General features: G+C 69.1%; 23 protein-coding genes. 19 read left to right on the forward strand and 4 right to left on the reverse strand.

Features of this window, described 5'->3' with window-relative positions:
* Nucleotides 1-29 precede the first annotated feature (29 nt).
* On the forward strand, nucleotides 30-719 hold the full coding sequence (locus O1G21_RS22780; RefSeq protein ID WP_270146464.1) for a glycosyltransferase family 2 protein: 690 nt from the start codon (nucleotides 30-32) through the stop codon (nucleotides 717-719).
* The gene (locus O1G21_RS22785; RefSeq protein ID WP_270146465.1) at nucleotides 716-1,093 is read left to right on the forward strand and encodes a DUF2304 domain-containing protein; all 378 of its coding nucleotides are present in this window, start codon (nucleotides 716-718) and stop codon (nucleotides 1,091-1,093) included. The genes O1G21_RS22780 and O1G21_RS22785 overlap by 4 nt, the downstream gene beginning before the upstream one ends.
* Before the next feature lie 85 nt (nucleotides 1,094-1,178).
* Here the strand turns inward: O1G21_RS22785 and O1G21_RS22790 are convergent, their stop codons facing one another.
* Genes O1G21_RS22790 through O1G21_RS22800 form a run of 3 tightly spaced genes read right to left on the reverse strand, consistent with a single transcriptional unit; the run spans nucleotide 1,179 to nucleotide 3,154 of the window.
* Nucleotides 1,179-1,613 carry a GtrA family protein gene (locus tag O1G21_RS22790; RefSeq protein ID WP_270146466.1) on the reverse strand — a complete coding sequence of 145 codons (435 nt, stop codon included), beginning with the start codon at nucleotides 1,611-1,613 and terminating at the stop codon, nucleotides 1,179-1,181.
* Between the two features lies 1 nt (nucleotide 1,614).
* The gene (locus tag O1G21_RS22795; protein ID WP_270146467.1) at nucleotides 1,615-2,625 is read right to left on the reverse strand and encodes a decaprenyl-phosphate phosphoribosyltransferase; all 1,011 of its coding nucleotides are present in this window, start codon (nucleotides 2,623-2,625) and stop codon (nucleotides 1,615-1,617) included.
* Entirely contained in the window at nucleotides 2,618-3,154 is a 537-nt protein-coding gene (locus tag O1G21_RS22800; RefSeq protein ID WP_270146468.1) for a phosphatase PAP2 family protein, read from the reverse strand. Before O1G21_RS22800 ends, O1G21_RS22795 begins: the two co-directional genes overlap by 8 nt.
* 329 nt (nucleotides 3,155-3,483) lie before the next feature.
* Here O1G21_RS22800 and O1G21_RS22805 point away from each other — a divergent pair, with 329 nt between their 5' ends.
* Complete coding sequence (locus O1G21_RS22805; protein WP_270146469.1) at nucleotides 3,484-5,493, forward strand: hypothetical protein; 2,010 nt, start codon at nucleotides 3,484-3,486, stop codon at nucleotides 5,491-5,493.
* Between the two features lie 89 nt (nucleotides 5,494-5,582).
* Here the strand turns inward: O1G21_RS22805 and O1G21_RS22810 are convergent, their stop codons facing one another.
* Nucleotides 5,583-7,415, reverse strand: a complete 1,833-nt coding sequence (locus O1G21_RS22810; protein WP_270146470.1) for a hypothetical protein — start codon at nucleotides 7,413-7,415, stop codon at nucleotides 5,583-5,585.
* A gap of 365 nt (nucleotides 7,416-7,780) precedes the next feature.
* Here O1G21_RS22810 and O1G21_RS22815 point away from each other — a divergent pair, with 365 nt between their 5' ends.
* The 16 genes from O1G21_RS22815 to rplE all read left to right on the forward strand — a co-directional run bounded on the left by O1G21_RS22815 (nucleotide 7,781) and on the right by rplE (nucleotide 17,834).
* Complete coding sequence (locus tag O1G21_RS22815; protein WP_270146471.1) at nucleotides 7,781-8,674, forward strand: glycosyltransferase family 2 protein; 894 nt, start codon at nucleotides 7,781-7,783, stop codon at nucleotides 8,672-8,674.
* Nucleotides 8,675-8,856: 182 nt separating this feature from the next.
* Complete coding sequence (locus O1G21_RS22820) at nucleotides 8,857-10,752, forward strand: hypothetical protein (RefSeq protein WP_270146472.1); 1,896 nt, start codon at nucleotides 8,857-8,859, stop codon at nucleotides 10,750-10,752.
* A 394-nt stretch (nucleotides 10,753-11,146) separates the two neighbouring features.
* Entirely contained in the window at nucleotides 11,147-11,455 is a 309-nt protein-coding gene (rpsJ, locus tag O1G21_RS22825) for a 30S ribosomal protein S10 (RefSeq protein ID WP_012785157.1), read from the forward strand.
* 14 nt (nucleotides 11,456-11,469) lie between these two features.
* Nucleotides 11,470-12,117, forward strand: a complete 648-nt coding sequence (gene rplC / locus O1G21_RS22830; protein ID WP_270146473.1) for a 50S ribosomal protein L3 — start codon at nucleotides 11,470-11,472, stop codon at nucleotides 12,115-12,117.
* Nucleotides 12,118-12,121: 4 nt separating this feature from the next.
* Nucleotides 12,122-12,799, forward strand: coding sequence for a 50S ribosomal protein L4 (gene rplD, locus O1G21_RS22835; protein WP_270146474.1), 678 nt, complete (start codon nucleotides 12,122-12,124; stop codon nucleotides 12,797-12,799).
* Entirely contained in the window at nucleotides 12,799-13,116 is a 318-nt protein-coding gene (rplW, locus tag O1G21_RS22840; RefSeq protein ID WP_030280768.1) for a 50S ribosomal protein L23, read from the forward strand. The genes rplD and rplW overlap by 1 nt, the downstream gene beginning before the upstream one ends.
* A gap of 46 nt (nucleotides 13,117-13,162) precedes the next feature.
* A complete protein-coding gene (gene rplB, locus O1G21_RS22845; protein ID WP_207810337.1) occupies nucleotides 13,163-13,999 on the forward strand; it encodes a 50S ribosomal protein L2 in 837 nt (278 codons plus the stop codon).
* A gap of 11 nt (nucleotides 14,000-14,010) precedes the next feature.
* Complete coding sequence (gene rpsS / locus O1G21_RS22850; protein ID WP_030280772.1) at nucleotides 14,011-14,292, forward strand: 30S ribosomal protein S19; 282 nt, start codon at nucleotides 14,011-14,013, stop codon at nucleotides 14,290-14,292.
* A gap of 82 nt (nucleotides 14,293-14,374) precedes the next feature.
* The gene (gene rplV, locus O1G21_RS22855) at nucleotides 14,375-14,722 is read left to right on the forward strand and encodes a 50S ribosomal protein L22 (protein ID WP_030280773.1); all 348 of its coding nucleotides are present in this window, start codon (nucleotides 14,375-14,377) and stop codon (nucleotides 14,720-14,722) included.
* Nucleotides 14,722-15,546 carry a 30S ribosomal protein S3 gene (gene rpsC, locus O1G21_RS22860; protein ID WP_270146475.1) on the forward strand — a complete coding sequence of 275 codons (825 nt, stop codon included), beginning with the start codon at nucleotides 14,722-14,724 and terminating at the stop codon, nucleotides 15,544-15,546. Before rplV ends, rpsC begins: the two co-directional genes overlap by 1 nt.
* Nucleotides 15,547-15,551: 5 nt before the next feature.
* Complete coding sequence (gene rplP, locus O1G21_RS22865) at nucleotides 15,552-15,971, forward strand: 50S ribosomal protein L16 (RefSeq protein ID WP_030300385.1); 420 nt, start codon at nucleotides 15,552-15,554, stop codon at nucleotides 15,969-15,971.
* Nucleotides 15,971-16,195, forward strand: a complete 225-nt coding sequence (gene rpmC, locus O1G21_RS22870; RefSeq protein WP_030232478.1) for a 50S ribosomal protein L29 — start codon at nucleotides 15,971-15,973, stop codon at nucleotides 16,193-16,195. Before rplP ends, rpmC begins: the two co-directional genes overlap by 1 nt.
* The gene (gene rpsQ, locus O1G21_RS22875) at nucleotides 16,195-16,467 is read left to right on the forward strand and encodes a 30S ribosomal protein S17 (protein ID WP_030280777.1); all 273 of its coding nucleotides are present in this window, start codon (nucleotides 16,195-16,197) and stop codon (nucleotides 16,465-16,467) included. The genes rpmC and rpsQ overlap by 1 nt, the downstream gene beginning before the upstream one ends.
* 99 nt (nucleotides 16,468-16,566) lie before the next feature.
* Complete coding sequence (rplN, locus tag O1G21_RS22880; RefSeq protein WP_030232481.1) at nucleotides 16,567-16,938, forward strand: 50S ribosomal protein L14; 372 nt, start codon at nucleotides 16,567-16,569, stop codon at nucleotides 16,936-16,938.
* 15 nt (nucleotides 16,939-16,953) lie between these two features.
* Nucleotides 16,954-17,265, forward strand: coding sequence for a 50S ribosomal protein L24 (gene rplX / locus O1G21_RS22885; RefSeq protein ID WP_270151185.1), 312 nt, complete (start codon nucleotides 16,954-16,956; stop codon nucleotides 17,263-17,265).
* Nucleotides 17,265-17,834, forward strand: a complete 570-nt coding sequence (gene rplE, locus O1G21_RS22890) for a 50S ribosomal protein L5 (RefSeq protein ID WP_030280779.1) — start codon at nucleotides 17,265-17,267, stop codon at nucleotides 17,832-17,834. Before rplX ends, rplE begins: the two co-directional genes overlap by 1 nt.
* The last annotated feature ends 4 nt before the right edge of the window (nucleotides 17,835-17,838 follow it).

Genomic DNA, 17,838 nt, shown 5'->3' on the forward strand with positions numbered 1-17,838 from the left:
CCGTGCCGTTCGCCAAGCATGGAGCCCCTGTGTCCGAGTATGACAACGTCTGGCTGGTGATCCCGGCCTACAACGAAGGCCAGGTGATCGCCGAGGTCGTGGAGGGCGCGCGCAAGACCTTCCCGAACATCGTGGTGATCGACGACGGCTGCACCGACGACACGGCCGAGCACGTCATGACGACCGGCGCGCACCTGGTGCGCCACCCGGTCAACCTCGGGCAGGGGGCCGCGCTCCAGACCGGTCTGAAGTACGCGCTGGCCCAGGAGGGCGCCGAGTACTTCGCGACCTTCGACGCGGACGGTCAGCACCAGACCGCGGACGTCGAGAAGATGGTGGCGCTGCTGCGCGAGGGCGAGGCCGACATCGTGCTCGGCTCCCGCTTCATCGAGCAGACCGGCCAGGTGCCGTGGATCAAGCGGGTGGTGCTCCGCACCGCCGCCGCGGTCAGCCCGACGGCCCGCAAGCTCAAGCTCACCGACGCGCACAACGGTCTGCGGGTGATGAACCGCGAGGCCGCCAGCCGGATCAAGATCACCATGAACGGCATGGCGCACGCTTCGGAGATCGTTTCCTTCCTCGCCGGCTCGGACCTGCGGGTCGCCGAACTCCCGGTGGACATCCTGTACACCGACTACTCGCGCGCCAAGGGCCAGTCCCTGATCAACGGCGTGAACATCCTCTTCGACATCTCGCTGCGGGAGCGTAACCGCCGATGAATCACCTCTGGATCCAGCTGATCCTGGTCGCGGCCGCGGTGGCCATGGCCCTCCTGTTCGTCCGGCGCTGGGACGCCGCGAACACCCGGGCGTGGAAGCGCATCGCCTTCGCGCTGTTCGTGATCGCCAACGTCGTCGCCATCCTGTGGCCGAGCGGCGTGACCAAGCTCGCCACCGCGCTCGGCGTCGGCCGCGGCACCGACCTGGTGCTCTACCTGATGGTGATCGCGATGGGCTTCCTCACCCTCAACACCTACCTGCGCTTCCGCTCGCTGGAGAAGAAGATCACCGACCTGGCCCGCACCGTGGCCATCACCGAGGGCATCCGCCACAACAACGACCGCCTCGACGCCCCGGTCAGCTCCGACCGCTGACCGGGCGACTCCCGCACGGCGAGGGAACGAGTACGAGGAAGGGCCGCACCCACCGGGTGCGGCCCTTACTCGTCGGTCGGGTGGCTCAGGCGCGGGCCTCGCGGAACACCAGCGTCCTGGTGCCCCAGAACCGCAGGGCGGTCGCGAGGGCCATGCCGATCACGCTGCTGGAGACCAGGTCCGCGGTCGGGCTGGTCAGGCCGAGCAGGTAGTGCGAGAAGCCGAGGCAGCCGAGCTGGACCAGCGCACCCACCAGGTTGACCGCGAGGAACAGCGCGGTCTCCCGGCCGGTCTCGCCGGTCGGTCCGCCGGCCCGGCGCTCCCGGAACGTCCAGTACTTGTTCCCGACGAAGGCGACCACGGTCGAGGCGCCCAGCGAGATCACCTTGGCGAGGACCGGGCCGAGCGAGTCGCGCAGCAGGACGAACAGGACGACGTCGGTGGCGTAGCCGAGCCCACCGATGACCCCGAACTTCAGCAGCTCCGGCAGTGCGGAACGGAGCTGTTCACGGCTCGCCATCTCAGACGGCACCCAGGACGGAGAAACCGTACAGGCAGGCCCAGATCGCACCGAGCAGCAGCAGCGGGCGGTCCTTCAGCACCACGTTCTCCGGGGCCTCGGCGGCGCCGCGGTCGGCGAAGACCGCGTACCGCAGGATGGCGAAGACGAAGGGGAGGACGGTGATCTGGCGCAGCGCGGTGTCCGCGCCGGTGCTGTGGTCCGAGGACCAGAGGCAGTAGCTGAGCACGGTGACGGCGGCGGAGGCCTGCCAGACGAAGCGGAGGTAGCTGTCGCTGTACTCGCCGAGCAGCTTGCGCGAGCTGGCGGCCTTGTCGCCCATGCTGACCAGCTCGGAGTAGCGCTTCGCCCCGACCATGAAGAGCGCGGCGAACCCGGTGGTGATGAGGAACCACTGGGACAGCTGGATCTGGGCGGCGAGACCGCCGATCATCGCGCGGATCAGGAAGCCGGAGGTGACGAAGGCGAGGTCGACCACCAGGACGTGCTTGAGGCCGGTGCAGTACAGGAACTGCATCACCAGGTAGCAGCCCAGCGCGATCGCGGTCGGGGTGTTGCAGAGCAGCAGGGCGCCGGTGATGGCGCCGCCGGCGAGCAGGGCCGCGCACAGGTAGGCGACCGGCAGCGGCACCACGCCGGAGGCGATCGGGCGGTGGCGCTTCGTCGGATGGGCGCGGTCCGCCTCGACGTCCATGGCGTCGTTGAGGAAGTAGATCGCGGACGCCGCTGCGCAGAAGAGCACGAAGACGATGCCGACCTGACGGAGCACCGCGGTATGGGTGAGCATCCCGGCCGCGCCGGGGGCGGCGAGGACGAGCACGTTCTTGACCCACTGGCGGGGCCGGGCGTTGCGGATCAGGCCGCCGGGCAGCGCCTTGAGCCGGAACGGGCGGACGGCTGACGCGGTGTCGACCTCGACCGCGGCGCGGACCTCGGTCGCGGCGGTTATCTCGGGAGCGGTCGCGGTCGCGGTCGCGGTCGCGGTTCCGGACTCCAGGGTCGCCTCAGCCATCGGCCCGCTGACCCTTGGTGATCCAGGAGCGGCCGGCCGCGGCGACGGCGGCGCCGAGCGCGGCGCCCCCGACCACGTCGGACATGTAGTGGACACCGACGACCAGGCGGGAGAAGCACACCGCGCCGGCGACCGGGGCGATGGTCGCGGCCGGCAGCAGCGGCGCGAAGGCGACGACCGCGGCCGCGGAGGAGGTGGCGTGCGAGCTCGGGAAGCTGTGCTTCCCGGCGGTCTTCACGAGCGGCTCCATGCCCGGGCCGTTCGGGCGGGGGCGGCGGACGACGCGCTTGATGGCCATGCTGGCGACGTGGGCGCCGGCGACGGCGGCGGTGGCCCGGAGCCAGTTGCCGCGGCGGTCGGAGTCGACGATCGCACCGGCGACACCGAGCGCGAGCCAGCCTGCGGCGTGCTCGCCGGTCCAGGACAGGGCCTTGCTGACGTCAACCGAACGCTTGTCGCCGAACCGCTCGCGGACCGATCGGTGGACCTGGTCGTCCACTCGTTGCAACGCCCGGAGAATCTGGGCCATTCTGGTTGTCCTCTGACGAAGAAGCGGGGAAGCGCGCCTTCTGAAGCGGGGGACCGGACGTCACCTCGGTACCACAGAACCCTGGATAGCCCTGGGTGCCCCCCGGCGACACGCGTGCACGGCAAGGATACAGACCGGCTCGAACGGCCTTCGAGCACCCCCGCCCACCTCTTATGCCGGGCCCTGTGTAAGCGGACGAGCAGTGACCATTCGGACAATTTACCTGCAGTTGGGTAATCAATTAATCGGTTGGTCGCCTCTGGTACCGTCGCCCGGATCACTGTCAAGTGCCGTATGAGGCCGAGTCGTGGATGGGTTGAGGTTCTCTCGTGGGCGTACTGGGGCTGTTGGCGGCTCTGTTGGCGACAGCCGTCGGCACGGCGCATGTGATCGGAGCGCTGGGGCCGTGGCGCGCCGCTGAGGCCCTGTCGGGCTGGATCCTGGCGGGGGTGGCCCAGTTGATCGGGCTGGCCCTACTGGTCGGCGTCCCGGTCCACGGCCTGAAGCCGGTCCCGATGCTCGCCGTGGCCGTCCTGGCCGGCGCCGCCGAGGTGGTCGTGGTGCGCACTCGGCCCGACCTGCTGGTGCGTCACCGCGAGACGGTCTCCGGCGTCCTGCGGGCGGTCCGCCGCTGCGGGTCGGTCTGGCGCAACCCGGCCGTGGTCGTCCTCGCGCTGCTGGTGCTGGCCGGGTACGGCTGGCGGATCGCGCTCGGCTCGTTCGTCCTGCCCAGCGAGTGGGACGGCATGTGGTACCACCTGGTCGGCCCGGCCCAGTGGATCCAGGACGGCCACATCGGGCACACCCCGGCCGCGTTCTGGTCGGACGTCTACCCGCAGGGCCAGGAGGTCCTCGGGGCCTGGGCCGGTGTCTTCACCCACACCCTGCGCTGGTCGTGGGCCGCGGGCCTGCCGTTCTTCCTGCTCGGGTTCACCTCCGCGGTGGGCCTGGCGGTGCGGTTCGGCGCGCGCCGCGACCACGCGCTGCTCGGCGCGCTCGGCTTCCTGCTGATCCCCGCCGTCATCGCCCAGTCCTCGACCTCCTACGTCGACGTGGGCGCGGCGACCACCGCGACGGCCGCGTTCCAGTTCGTGCTGGCCCTGCCGAACGGCCGCGGCGCCGTCGAGGGGCGGCTGAACCACCTGTGGCTGGCCGGTGTGGCGCTCGCCCTCGGCACCAGCGTGAAGGCCTCCAACCTGCTGACCATGGCCTGCGTCGTCGCCGTGGGCGTCGGCCAGGTCGTCCTGACGATCGTCGCGGACCGCCGGGCGGCCGCCGCCGGCTCGACGGATCGCGGCCCGGCCGGGCCGCTGCGGCACGGGGTGGGCCGACTGGTGGTGTTGGGGACGGCCATGGTGCTGCCGTCGGTGCTGCTGTCCTCGTACTGGTACGTCCGGACCTGGATCAAGTACGACAACCCCTTTTACCCGTTCACGATGTTCGGGTTCATCGGCAAGGGGACCGTGCAGGACCTGATCATGGTCAACAACACCCCGGGCGTGATCAAGGCCGCCGGCGGCGTCCCGGGCCAGCTCTGGGAGTCGTGGACCACGCCGGTCGCCGTTCCCTTCTCGTACGACCAGCGGCTGGGCGGTCTCGGCACCGGGTGGCTCTGGGTGCTGTTCCCGGCCGTGATCGTGGGCGTGGTCGTCTTCGTCCGCCGCCGCCAGTGGGCGCCGCTGCTCGGCCTGCTGCTGCCGATGATGGTGATGGTCGCGGCCAGCCCGGGGCCGTGGTGGGCGCGCTACACCGTCTACCTGCCGATCCTGGGCGGGGTCTTCCTCGCGGTCTTCCTGACCTGGATCACCGGGACCGCCGAGCGGCCCGTCGGCGGGCTCGGGTACGCCCGGTGGGCGCTCGCGGTGGCCATCGGGTTCGCCCTGGTGGGCACCGCCGGGAACGCGGGGTGGAAGGCGAGCCAGCCCTCCTGGGTGGCGCCGTCGCCGGGCTGGCTGCCGACCTTCGACGCGTTCCGCGGGACGGTCGACCTGATGCAGCACCGCCGCACCCAGCAGGACAAGGTCTGGCCGTGGAGCGACTTCCCCAGCGCGCGGAAGCTGCCCAAGGGCTCGGTCATCGCGATCTCGGACCAGGGGCCGGACATCCGGCTGCCGCTGGTGGGCATGAAGATGGAGCGCAGGCTCGTCCAGGTGACCACCAACGACGACCTCAGGACCTTCGAGGCCGGCGTGCGCCGCAGCGGTGCCCAGTACCTCGCCCTCGACCCGTCCGGGTGGCGGGACAAGCAGATGATCAAGCTGGTCGAGTCCGACCCGACCCGGTTCCGGCTGGTCAGCGGGAACGACCCGGTCCACATCTACGCCTTCGACGGCCGCTGATCCGACCGGTCGACACCACGAAGCCCTTCCCGCGGACCTCTGCGGGAAGGGCTTCGTCGTACGGTCGTGCTGTCGTACTGGACCGGCGGTCAGCCGCTGACCAGCGCGGCCATCACCGCAGAGAGCCGCCCGGAGGCGGCGCCGGGCGCGCTCGCCTTCGGGTACGGGTTGCGGTCCGAGCAGGGCGACTTCAGCGGGTCGTGCTGCTGCAGCTGCTTCGCCTGCTCGGCGGCCCGCTGCTCCAGGAAGGTCGCGGCCTCCTCCGACGTCGCCGGCGTCCGGCACAGGTTCGCCGCCACGTACGGCGAGCAGCTGCCGTCGGGCGACCGCAGGGTCTGCGCCTCCCAGGCGAAATTGCCGTAGCCGGCCCGCACCGACGGGTCCTCCGGCATGTACTTGCCGGCGGTGGAGGAAGCGGCCATGCCGAACAGCAGCCCGAGGGCGCAGAACGCGCCGACCACGGCCCCGCGCGGCGTGCGGACGGCGGCCGGCGGTCCGGACGCGGCGGGCGCGGTCTTCAGCCGCCGGGTCCGGTAGCGGTCCGCGCCGAGGTGGAACGCGAACCCGGTGAGCGCGATGAAGCAGTACAGCAGCTGCCCGTTGGTGCGCGGGTACAGCATGATCGCCTGGTTCTGGAACATGTGGGCGGCGTACCAGTAGCGCATCAGGAAGGCGCTCGCCGCCGCCGCGGCCAGCGCCAGCACGACGGAGTTGCGCGGCCCGAGCGCGAGCGCCGCAGCGGCCCCGGCGAGCAGCAGCAGCACGAACAGGCCGACCCCGCCGATCTCGCCCGGCACCGGCCAGGTGGTGTACGCCAGCGAGCCGGGCACGTCGCTGCCCCACATCGCGAAGTAGCTGGGCTCGGTGTAGACGTCGAAGTAGCAGTACCGGTCGACGGCCGCACCGGCCGAGGTGAGCAGCTGGTACAGGTAGGCGCCGGAGACCAGCAGGAACGTCACGAAGGTGGCGCCCAGCAGCAGCAGGGCGACGCCCAGGGCGCGGAAGCCGTGCAGCCGCTGGAGCCGCACCAGGAGGATCAGCCCGAGCAGGGCGAGCCCCGCGGCGGACCAGACGAACCAGCCGGAGTACAGCAGGAACAGCACCCCGAGGGTCCCGCCGACGGCCGCGCCGAGCAGGACCGCCTCGCGTCGGCCGAGCAGCTGCGCGCGCTGGACCAGCTGCAGCAGCTTGGCCAGGACGGGGAGCAGGCCGACCAGGACCATCGAGGTGTACGGCTTGTACGGGTCCATCAGCGGCAGCGCCGAGGTGACGCCGATCCCGAGCGCCCACAGCGGGGGCAGTAGCAGCCGCCACGCGAGGTAGGCGGTGGGGCCCAGCAGCGCGGTGAACGCCAGGTCGAGCAGCTTGAGCGCGTGGCCCGGGTCCCCGTCGGTGAACAGGCGCGTGGACCAGCTCAGGAGGTGCGGGAACAGCGGGGGGTAGGTCGGATCCACCGATCCGCCGTGGAGCAGTTGGTACGCCCAGTTCTGCAGGGTCAGCGAGTCGCCGGCCTGACCGTTCAGCGGCCAGCTGGTGCCCTTCAGCGCGACCGAGATGCCCGCCGCGGTAATTCCGGTGGCGAGGCCGGAGATTACCGCCGCGCCGAGTTGCACCGGAAGCAGTTTCCGGTGGCGCATTGCCGGAATGACCGCGGCGAGCGTCGCCCCGAGCAGCAGCAGCAGAAAGAGCTGGAGCCAGGCGAGTCCGCTCACCTGGCCCATCCGCACCATGGGATTCACGTCCGCGTAACGCGCCAGCCACGTGGTGAACAGCGCGACGACGACTCCCGTGGCGCCCTCGGCGATCAGCCACCACCGCGATTCGGGGCGGCCGGTGGCCGGGCGCGGGGAGGGGTAGGGATCCGGCGGGGTGGCGCGCGGCCGGCCTGTCTCTTCGAGGCCGTCGAGTGCGCTGATGGTCATTCGGGAACCCTTCGAAACCCGGTGGGGGCGCGGTGCCCCGAAGGGGACTGTAACAGTAGCCTGATATTGCCATCGGTGGCGCACGGAATACCCGGAATGGGCTGACAAGGCGGACAACCGGCACGCGGATCGGACATTCCGGGTGCGGCGCGGAAATCCGCATTTCCGGACGGCGCCTTGAACCGGGAGATCCGCCGGGGCCGTTCTCCCCGGGTGCCGGCCGGTCGCTCACGGCGGCCGGTGCGACGGTCCGGAGCGGCACCGCTCGGCGATCACCGGTCGGAAGCTGGTTGACTTGGCTCGCCCGGCGGCCGCGGCCGGACGGCACCGAAGCACGACCCAGGACCAGGAGGTGCGGCGCCGCCATGAGCGTCGATTTCGTCATCCCGTACTACGGCGACCCGGAGTACCTGTTCGCCACCATCGACAGCATCCGGGCGCAGCACCAGCAGGACTGGCGGCTGACCGTGGTGGACGACCAGTACCCGGGCAACCGGGCGCTGGAGTACATCGAGGGCCTGGCCGACGAGCGGATCCGCTACGTCCGCAACGAGGAGCGGCTCGGCCCCAACGGCAACACCTACAAGGCCTCCACCCTGGCCGAGCGCGAGTTCGTCTCGATGATGGGTGCCGACGACCTGCTGGAGCCGAACTACCTGGACGTCGTCCTGGAGCGGATGAAGGCCGACCCGAACGCGATCGCGGTCCAGCCGGGCGTGAAGGTGATGGACAGCGACGGGGTCCTGGTGCCGTCGCTCGGCATCGGTGACAAGGTCAAGCGCCGGATCGCCGCTCCGGCCCGCAAGGCGGGCCTGATCAGCGGCGAGGACGCGGTGAAGAGCCTGCTGTCCGGGAACTGGCTGTACACCCCGTCGCTGCTCTACCGGCAGTCCGCGCTGTCGAAGATCCCGTACCGCCCGGACATCGACGCCGTCCACGACCTGGCGTTCATGGTCGACATGCTGATGGAGGGCGGCAACCTGCTGGTCGACGAGCGCGAGGTGTTCCGCTACCGCCGCCACCAGGCCAGCGACTCCTCGACCCGGGTCAAGGACGGCAAGCGCTTCGACGAGGAGCTGCGCTACTACGGGCTGATCGCCAAGGAACTGCGCGCCAAGGGCTGGAACGCGGCGGCCCGCTCGGCCGACCTGCACCTGTCGTCCCGGCTGCACGCCCTGATGGTCGCCGCCGGACGCCTCGGCGCGGGCGACTTCGCCCATGCCGGAGCCATGGTCGGCCGCGCCGTCCGCAGCAGCTGACCCGGCCCGGGAGCGGCCTGCGGCGGGGCCTCGTCCGCCGAATGATCACACTGGCTCCACATCAGGCCGCATGGCAGACTTCCCGAGCGATCCAAGGAGTGGGGGTGCGTGCAGGTGACTCGCGGCGCACCTGCAAGTAGGACATGACAAGTGCTGGTTCCAACAACGAGGGAAGTGCCCCGGTGCAGCCGTTGATCGATTCTGCCCAGGAGCCCGGCGGGCGGAGATTGCGGGAGGACGGCGACGGGAACGCGACCGCGGCCGCCGCCGAGCAGTCGACGCCCTCGGCGCTGCTGGTCCGGCTGCGGGCCCTCGCCGCCCACCGCTGGTTCTGGCCGGTGGCCCTGGTGCTCGGCTACCTCGGGCAGACGGCGTTCCGGCTGGCGCTGTCGATCCACAACTACTACCCCTCGGTGCACGCGGACGAGGACGGCTACCTCGCGATCGCGCGGGTGCTGGCCGGCCACCCGGCCAGCGAGATGCCCACCGGCGTGATCATCCCCGGCGGCTACCCGCTGCTGATCTCGCCGGCGCTGCGGCTCGCCGACAACCCGGCCACCGCGTACCACCTGATCATGGTCATCAACGCGGTGCTCAACGCGTTGGTCTTCCCCCTGGTCTTCGTGGCGGCCCGCCGGCTGGGCCTGTCCCGTCCGCACGCCTTCCTGGCCGGCACCGCCGTCGCGCTGGTGCCGCCGGTGATCTTCTACTCCCAGTTCGTGATGACGGACGCCGTCCTCCCGGTGCTCCTGCTCATCTGGCTGATCGGGATGCACGGCTGGCTCTCGCCCGGGTCGATGCGCCGGCGCTCGCTGTACGCGGCGGCGATGAGCCTGGCCGCCGGTTACTCGATGGCCACCCACGACCGCGGCGGCGTGGTCGTGGCGCTGACCGCCCTGGTCCTGCTGGTGGTGCTGGCCCTCGGCTGGGCCCCGCGCCTCTCGGCGGTGGCCGGTGTGGCCGCGCTCGCGGTGGCCTACGCCGGCGTGAAGCTGCTGTCCGCCTACGTCACCGGCCAGTTCAAGGACGTGCCCGACGCCGGGGTGGGCAACAAGGTCTTCGACAACCTCGAGAACGGCAAGCTCACCACCACGATCATCGTCCGCACGTTCGGCGAGCTGTGGTACTTCACCACCTCGACCTACGGCCTCGGGGCGATCGCCTTCGTGCTGTGCGTGGTGGCAGTGTTCCACCGCCGCTTCCCGGTGGCCCAGCGGGTGGTGGCCTTCTGCATGGTCGCCCTGCTGTGCGGCACCGCACTGGCCTCCGCGGCCGGTCTCGCGGACGACAACCGGGTCGACAACTGGGTGTACGCCCGCTACTGCGCCGTGCTGGTGCCGGTGTTCATGCTGGTCGGCCTGGCCGTGCTGTTCCGGTCCGGGACGCGTTCGCTGCTGCGGCTGGCCGCGGTCGGCGTGGTGGTCATCGGGATCGCCATGCTGTCGGTCACCGAGTACGCGGGTTCCAAGCTCAACGTGTGGATCATCCCGTGGGCCGTGCCGGACGCGCAGTTCCTCTCCTCGGCCTGGGACGGCCTGCACATGGTCCGGACCACCCTGGGCGCGCTCGCCGTGCTGGCCGTCTGCCTGCTGCTGCGGGTGGCCGGCGGCCGCCGGATCGTCGCGGCCCTGGTCGGCTGCCTGACGATCTTCGCCGCCTACGCCACGGTCGCCGTCACCGACAACGTGGCCAAGCCGCACGCCAAGTTCCGCAAGTACGAGTCCGTCGGCCTGGCCAAGGAGGCCGGCATCCGCAAGGACGACAGCGTGATCCTGGACTGGGACCTGCCCTGGGGCACCCGGATGTCGCTGACCTTCGAGGTCTACCAGGGCCGGGTCTGGACCAGCAACGTCAAGCACGGCAACACCCCGCCGGAGCAGGCCACCGCCATGCTGCTGACCTACCCCAAGCCCAAGGACGACGCCGCCAAGGATGCGAAGGACGCGAAGGGCGCGAAGGACGCCAAGGGCAAGGAGCCCGAGGTGAAGCCGGAGGACAGCTGGGACAAGCCGCTCCCGGGCTGGCACGTCGCGAAGTCCAGCAAGGACCACGACTGGGTGCTCTGGCGCAAGGACTGAGCAGCGGGACCACCCCGTCGGGGCCGGTGAGGTACGCCTCACCGGCCCCGATTGGCATCCCGGCTGCTCCATGTGGCAGTATGTCCAAGTTGCTCGGTTGAGTGCCGATGCTGCGCGCCTCCCGCCGGGAGGACTGGAAGCGAGTCCCATGTACTCGTCGTTCCCGTGATGGCCGTCAAGCGTGAGTTCTACGCCACGGCAGCTGCGGGGCGAAAGTACGGGAATCTTCCGGGAAGCGTGAGCGGGGCCTCGACCCGGCTGCCCCCCCACCCCGAAAGTTCGAAACCGACGAAGTACTTCGCCGGTTTTTTGCAAGCGCGAGTGCGACACGCCCGAGCGCGGGGGTCGGAGGGGGGTCGTGAAGTGACTAAGGACAAAGGACTACTGAGTAGCCATGGCGGGACAGAAGATCCGCATCCGGCTCAAGGCCTACGACCACGAGGTCATCGACTCCTCGGCGAAGAAGATCGTCGAGACGGTGATCCGTACTGGTGCGCAGGTCGCGGGCCCGGTGCCGCTGCCCACTGAGAAGAACGTGTACTGCGTCATCCGCTCGCCGCACAAGTACAAGGACTCGCGCGAGCACTTCGAGATGCGTACTCACAAGCGTCTGATCGACATCCTCGACCCCACGCCGAAGACGGTTGACTCGCTGATGCGTCTCGACCTGCCGGCCGGCGTCGACATCGAGATCAAGCTCTGAGAGGCGCACCGAAGATGGCTAAGCAGATTAAGGGCATCCTGGGCGAGAAGCTCGGCATGACCCAGGTCTGGGACGAGAACAACCGGGTCGTCCCGGTGACCGTCGTCAAGGCCGGGCCGAATGTCGTGACCCAGGTCCACACCGCCGACAGCCCGGCCGGCTACAGCGCCGTCCAGCTCGGCTTCGGCGAGATCGACCCCCGCAAGGTGAACAAGCCCCTCGCGGGCCACTTCGCCAAGGCCGGTGTCACCCCGCGCCGCCACCTGGTCGAGATCCGTACCTCGGACGCGTCCGAGTACACCCTGGGCCAGGAGATCACCGCCGAGCTGTTCGAGGCGGGTGTCAAGGTCGACGTGACCGGCACCTCCAAGGGCAAGGGCTTCGCCGGTGTCATGAAGCGCCACAACTTCCGTGGTCTCGGCGCCGGTCACGGCACCCAGCGCAAGCACCGCTCGCCCGGTTCCATCGGTGGCTGCGCCACCCCGGGCCGTGTGTTCAAGGGCCTGCGCATGGCTGGTCGGATGGGCCACGAGCGTGTGACCACCCAGAACCTGACCGTGCACGCGGTCGACGCGGAGAAGGGTCTGCTGCTCATCAAGGGCGCCGTCCCGGGCCCGAACGGCGGCCTCGTCCTCGTCCGCACCGCGGCGAAGGGGCTGTGAGGAAATGAGCACCATTGACATCCTGTCGCCGGCTGGCGACAAGACCGGCAGCATCGAGCTGCCGGCCGAGATCTTCGACGCGAAGGTCAGCGTTCCGCTGATGCACCAGGTCGTCGTGGCGCAGCTCGCTGCGGCCCGTCAGGGCACCCACAAGACCAAGACTCGCGGCGAGGTCCGCGGTGGCGGCAAGAAGCCGTACCGCCAGAAGGGCACCGGCCGCGCCCGTCAGGGCTCGACCCGTGCGCCGCAGTTCGCCGGCGGTGGCGTCGTGCACGGTCCCGTGCCGCGCGACTACTCGCAGCGGACCCCGAAGAAGATGATCGCCGCCGCCCTGCGCGGTGCGCTCACCGACCGGGCCCGCCACAACCGCATTCACGTCGTCACCGGCGTGACCGCGACCGAGGCGCCGTCGACCAAGGCCGCCAAGGGCCTGTTCGGCAAGATCACCGACCGCAAGAACGTCCTCCTGGTCGTCGAGCGTTCGGACGAGCTGGGCCTCAAGTCCGCTCGCAACCTGCCGAACGTCCACATCCTGGACGCCGGTCAGCTGAACACCTACGACGTGCTCGTCTCCGACGATGTGGTCTTCACCCAGGCCGCCTTCGAGCGTTTCGTGGCCGGTCCGGCCGCGTCCGCCAAGGCCGTTGCCGCTGAGGGCGAGCTCGAAGGGAGCGCCGCCTGATGAGCGACGTTACGAGCAAGACGTTCACGGACCCCCGTGACGTCCTGGTGAAGCCGGTCATCTCGGAGAAGAGCTACTCGCTCCTCGACGAGAACAAGTACACGTTCATCGTGTCGCCGGGCGCCAACAAGACCCAGATCAAGCAGGCCGTCGAGGCGGTTTTCTCGGTCAAGGTCGAGGCTGTCAACACGATCAACCGTCAGGGCAAGCGCAAGCGCTCCAAGACGGGCTTTGGCAAGCGCAAGGACACCAAGCGCGCCATCGTGACGCTGGCCGAGGGCAACCGCATCGACATCTTCGGTGGTCCGGTCTCCTGAACCAGGAGATCGTGATCGTCGATTAGGACGAGGACGAGAGAGCCAAATGGGCATCCGCAAGTACAAGCCGACCACGCCGGGCCGTCGCGGCTCCAGCGTGGCCGACTTCGTAGAAATCACGCGGTCCACCCCGGAGAAGTCGCTGGTTCGCCCCCTGCACAGCAAGGGCGGCCGCAACAACGCCGGTCGTGTCACCGCTCGCCACCAGGGTGGCGGTCACAAGCGCGCCTACCGCGTGATCGACTTCCGTCGTCACGACAAGGACGGCGTGCCGGCCAAGGTCGCGCACATCGAGTACGACCCGAACCGCACCGCGCGCATCGCGCTCCTGCACTACGCGGACGGCGAGAAGCGCTACATCATCGCTCCGCGCGGCATCACGCAGGGTGACCGGATCGAGAACGGCGCTGGCGCCGACATCAAGCCGGGCAACAACCTGCCGCTGCGCAACATCCCGGTCGGTACCACCATCCACGCGGTGGAGCTGCGTCCCGGTGGCGGTGCCAAGCTGGCCCGCTCCGCCGGTTCCGGCATCCAGCTGCTGGCGCGTGAGGGCAAGATGGCGCACCTGCGCATGCCCTCCGGTGAGATCCGCCTGGTCGACGCGCGCTGCCGCGCCACCGTCGGCGAGGTCGGCAACGCCGAGCAGTCGAACATCAACTGGGGCAAGGCCGGCCGCATGCGCTGGAAGGGCGTCCGCCCGACCGTGCGTGGTGTCGCCATGAACCCGATCGACCACCCGCACGGTGGTGGTGAGGGTAAGACCTCCGGTGGTCGCCACCCGGTCTCGCCGTGGGGTAAGCCCGAGGGCCGTACCCGTCGCCCGAACAAGGCGTCGGACAAGCTCATCGTGCGCCGCCGCAAGACCAACAAGAAGCGCTAGGAGCAGGTCAGATGCCGCGCAGTCTCAAGAAGGGCCCCTTCATCGACGGCCACCTCATCAAGAAGGTGGACGCTCAGAACGAGGCGGGTACCCAGAACGTCATCAAGACCTGGTCCCGTCGTTCCGTGATCTCGCCGAGCATGCTCGGTCACACGATCGCGGTCCACGATGGCCGCAAGCACGTCCCGGTGTTCGTCACCGAGTCGATGGTCGGCCACAAGCTCGGCGAGTTCGCTCCGACCCGCACCTTCCGTGGTCACGTGAAGGAAGACCGGAAGTCGAAGCGCCGCTAACTAGCCCGTCTGTGGCCCCGGCCACAGGGCTGAGCTTCAGCGCCAGAACGACTCAATGACTTACTCCATTAAGGGGACAACCATGGAAGCCAGGGCTCAGGCGCGGTACATCCGCGTGACGCCCATGAAGGCCCGCCGCGTGGTGGACCTCATCCGTGGCATGAATGCCACGGAGGCCCAGGCCGTCCTGCGTTTCGCTCCGCAGGCCGCCACCGTGCCGGTCGGCAAGGTGCTCGACAGCGCCATCGCCAACGCCGCGCACAACTACAACCACTCCAACGTGGACGACCTCTACATCTCCGAGGCGTACGTTGACGAGGGTCCGACCCTGAAGCGGTTCCGTCCGCGTGCCCAGGGCCGTGCCTACCGGATCCGCAAGCGGACCAGCCACATCACCGTGGTCGTCAGCAGCAAGGAAGGGACCCGGTAATGGGCCAGAAGGTTAACCCGCACGGGTTCCGCCTCGGCATCAGCACGGACTTCAAGTCCCGCTGGTACGCCGACAAGCTGTACAAGGACTACGTCAAGGAAGACGTCGCCATTCGTCGCATGATGACGAAGGGCATGGAGCGCGCCGGCATCTCCAAGGTCGAGATCGAGCGCACCCGCGACCGCGTCCGCGTCGACATCCACACCGCCCGCCCCGGCATCGTCATCGGTCGCCGTGGCACCGAGGCCGACCGCATCCGCGGCGACCTCGAGAAGCTGACCGGCAAGCAGGTCCAGCTGAACATCCTCGAGGTCAAGAACCCCGAGCTGGACGCCCAGCTCGTGGCTCAGGGCGTCGCGGAGCAGCTGTCCTCCCGCGTCTCCTTCCGTCGTGCCATGCGCAAGTCGATGCAGGGCACCATGAAGTCCGGCGCCAAGGGCATCAAGGTCCAGTGCTCCGGTCGTCTCGGCGGCGCCGAGATGAGCCGTTCGGAGTTCTACCGCGAGGGTCGCGTGCCGCTGCACACCCTGCGTGCGAACGTCGACTACGGCTTCTTCGAGGCCAAGACCACCTTCGGCCGCATCGGCGTGAAGGTCTGGATCTACAAGGGCGACGTCAAGAACATCGCCGAGGTCCGCGCTGAGAACGCCGCTGCCCGCTCGGGCAACCGCCCGGCCCGTCCCGAGGGTGGTCGTCCCGCCCGCGGTGGCGAGCGCCGTGGTGGCGAGCGCGGTGGCCGTGGCCGTCGTCCCGCCGCTGCCGAGGCCCCCGCGGCCCAGGCCGTCGAGGCTCCGGCTGCTGAGAACACCGGAACGGAGGCCTGACCCCAATGCTGATCCCCCGTCGGGTCAAGCACCGCAAGCAGCACCACCCGAAGCGTCGCGGCGCTTCCAAGGGTGGCACCGAGCTGGCGTTCGGCCAGTTCGGCATCCAGGCCGTGACCCCGGCCTACGTGACGAACCGTCAGATCGAGTCCGCTCGTATCGCGATCACCCGTCACATCCGTCGTGGCGGCAAGGTCTGGATCAACATCTACCCGGACCGCCCGCTCACCAAGAAGCCGGCCGAGACCCGCATGGGTTCCGGTAAGGGTTCGCCGGAGTGGTGGATCGCGAACGTGCACCCGGGTCGGGTCATGTTCGAGCTGTCGTACCCGAACGAGAAGGTTGCTCGCGAGGCGCTCACCCGCGCCGCGCACAAGCTGCCGATGAAGTGCCGGATCGTCCGGCGCGAGGACGGTGAGAGCTGATGTCGGCCGCTACCAAGGCTGCTGAGCTTCGCTCGCTGGACAACGAGGGTCTCGTTGCCAAGCTGCGCGAGGCCAAGGAGGAGCTGTTCAACCTCCGCTTCCAGGCGGCGACCGGGCAGCTCGACAACCACGGACGGCTCAAGCTCGTCCGCAAGGACATCGCGCGGATCTACACCCTGATGCGCGAGCGCGAGCTGGGCATCGAGACGGTGGAGAACGCCTGATGACTGAGAACACCAACGAGACGCGCGGTTTCCGCAAGACCCGTGAGGGTCTCGTCGTCAGCGACAAGATGGACAAGACCGTCGTCGTCGCCGTCGAGGACCGCGTCAAGCACGCTCTGTACGGCAAGGTCATCCGCCGTACGAACAAGCTGAAGGCGCACGACGAGCAGAACGCGTGCGGCGTGGGCGACCGGGTCCTCCTCGCGGAGACCCGCCCGCTGTCCGCGACGAAGCGCTGGCGCGTCGTCGAGATCCTCGAGAAGGCCAAGTAACGAAGCCGATGAGGTACGGCCGTATGTGCACCGGGTCCCAGGACGCCGGTGTGAGCAGCGGCCGGCCCGTCGACTCTCGTTGACGATCAGGAGAAAGCTGTGATCCAGCAGGAGTCGCGACTGCGTGTTGCCGACAACACTGGTGCCAAGGAGATCCTTTGCATCCGTGTTCTCGGTGGCTCCGGTCGCCGCTACGCCGGAATCGGGGACGTCATCGTCGCGACCGTCAAGGACGCGATCCCCGGTGGTTCGGTGAAGAAGGGTGACGTCGTCAAGTGCGTCGTCGTCCGCACCGTCAAGGAGCGCCGTCGTCCGGATGGCTCGTACATCCGCTTCGACGAGAACGCCGCCGTCGTGCTGAAGAACACCGAGGGTGACCCCCGTGGCACCCGCATCTTCGGCCCGGTCGGCCGCGAGCTGCGCGACAAGAAGTTCATGAAGATCATCTCGCTGGCGCCGGAGGTGCTCTAACCCATGGCGAACAGCATGAAGATCAAGAAGGGTGACCTGGTCCAGGTCATCACCGGCAAGGACAAGGGCAAGCAGGGCAAGGTCATCCAGGCCCTGCCGGCCGAGAACAAGGTCCTGGTCGAGGGTGTCAACCGGGTCAAGAAGCACACCAAGCCGGGTCCGGGTACCCAGGGTGGCATCGTGACCGTCGAGGCCCCGGTGCACGTCTCCAACGTCCAGCTGGTCGTGGAGAAGGACGGCAAGAAGGTCGTCACCCGCGTCGGCTACCGCTTCGACGACCAGGGCAACAAGATCCGCGTTGCCAAGCGGACCGGTGAGGACATCTGATGTCTGAGACGACTGTTGAGAAGGTGGCCCCCCGCCTCAAGGAGCGTTACAACTCCGAGATCAAGGGCCAGCTGCAGGAGCAGTTCTCGTACGAGAACGTCATGCTGATCCCCGGCCTGGTCAAGGTCGTGGTCAACATGGGTGTCGGCGAGGCCGCCCGTGACAGCAAGCTGATCGAGGGCGCGATCCGCGACCTGACCGCGATCACCGGTCAGAAGCCGGCCGTGACCAAGGCTCGCAAGTCCATCGCGCAGTTCAAGCTGCGCGAGGGCCAGCCGATCGGCACCCACGTCACCCTCCGTGGTGACCGCATGTGGGAGTTCCTGGACCGTCTGGTTTCGCTGGCCCTGCCGCGAATCCGTGACTTCCGTGGTCTCTCCCCGAAGCAGTTCGACGGCCGTGGCAACTACACCTTCGGTCTGACCGAGCAGGTTATGTTCCACGAGATCGACCAGGACAAGGTCGACCGTCAGCGCGGTATGGACATCACCGTCGTGACCACCGCTCAGACCGACGACGAGGGCCGGGCGCTGCTGCGCGCTCTGGGCTTCCCGTTCAAGGAGGCGTGAGCCA

The sequence above is a fragment of the Kitasatospora cathayae genome, from assembly GCF_027627435.1.
GTDB classification, from domain to species: domain Bacteria; phylum Actinomycetota; class Actinomycetes; order Streptomycetales; family Streptomycetaceae; genus Kitasatospora; species Kitasatospora cathayae.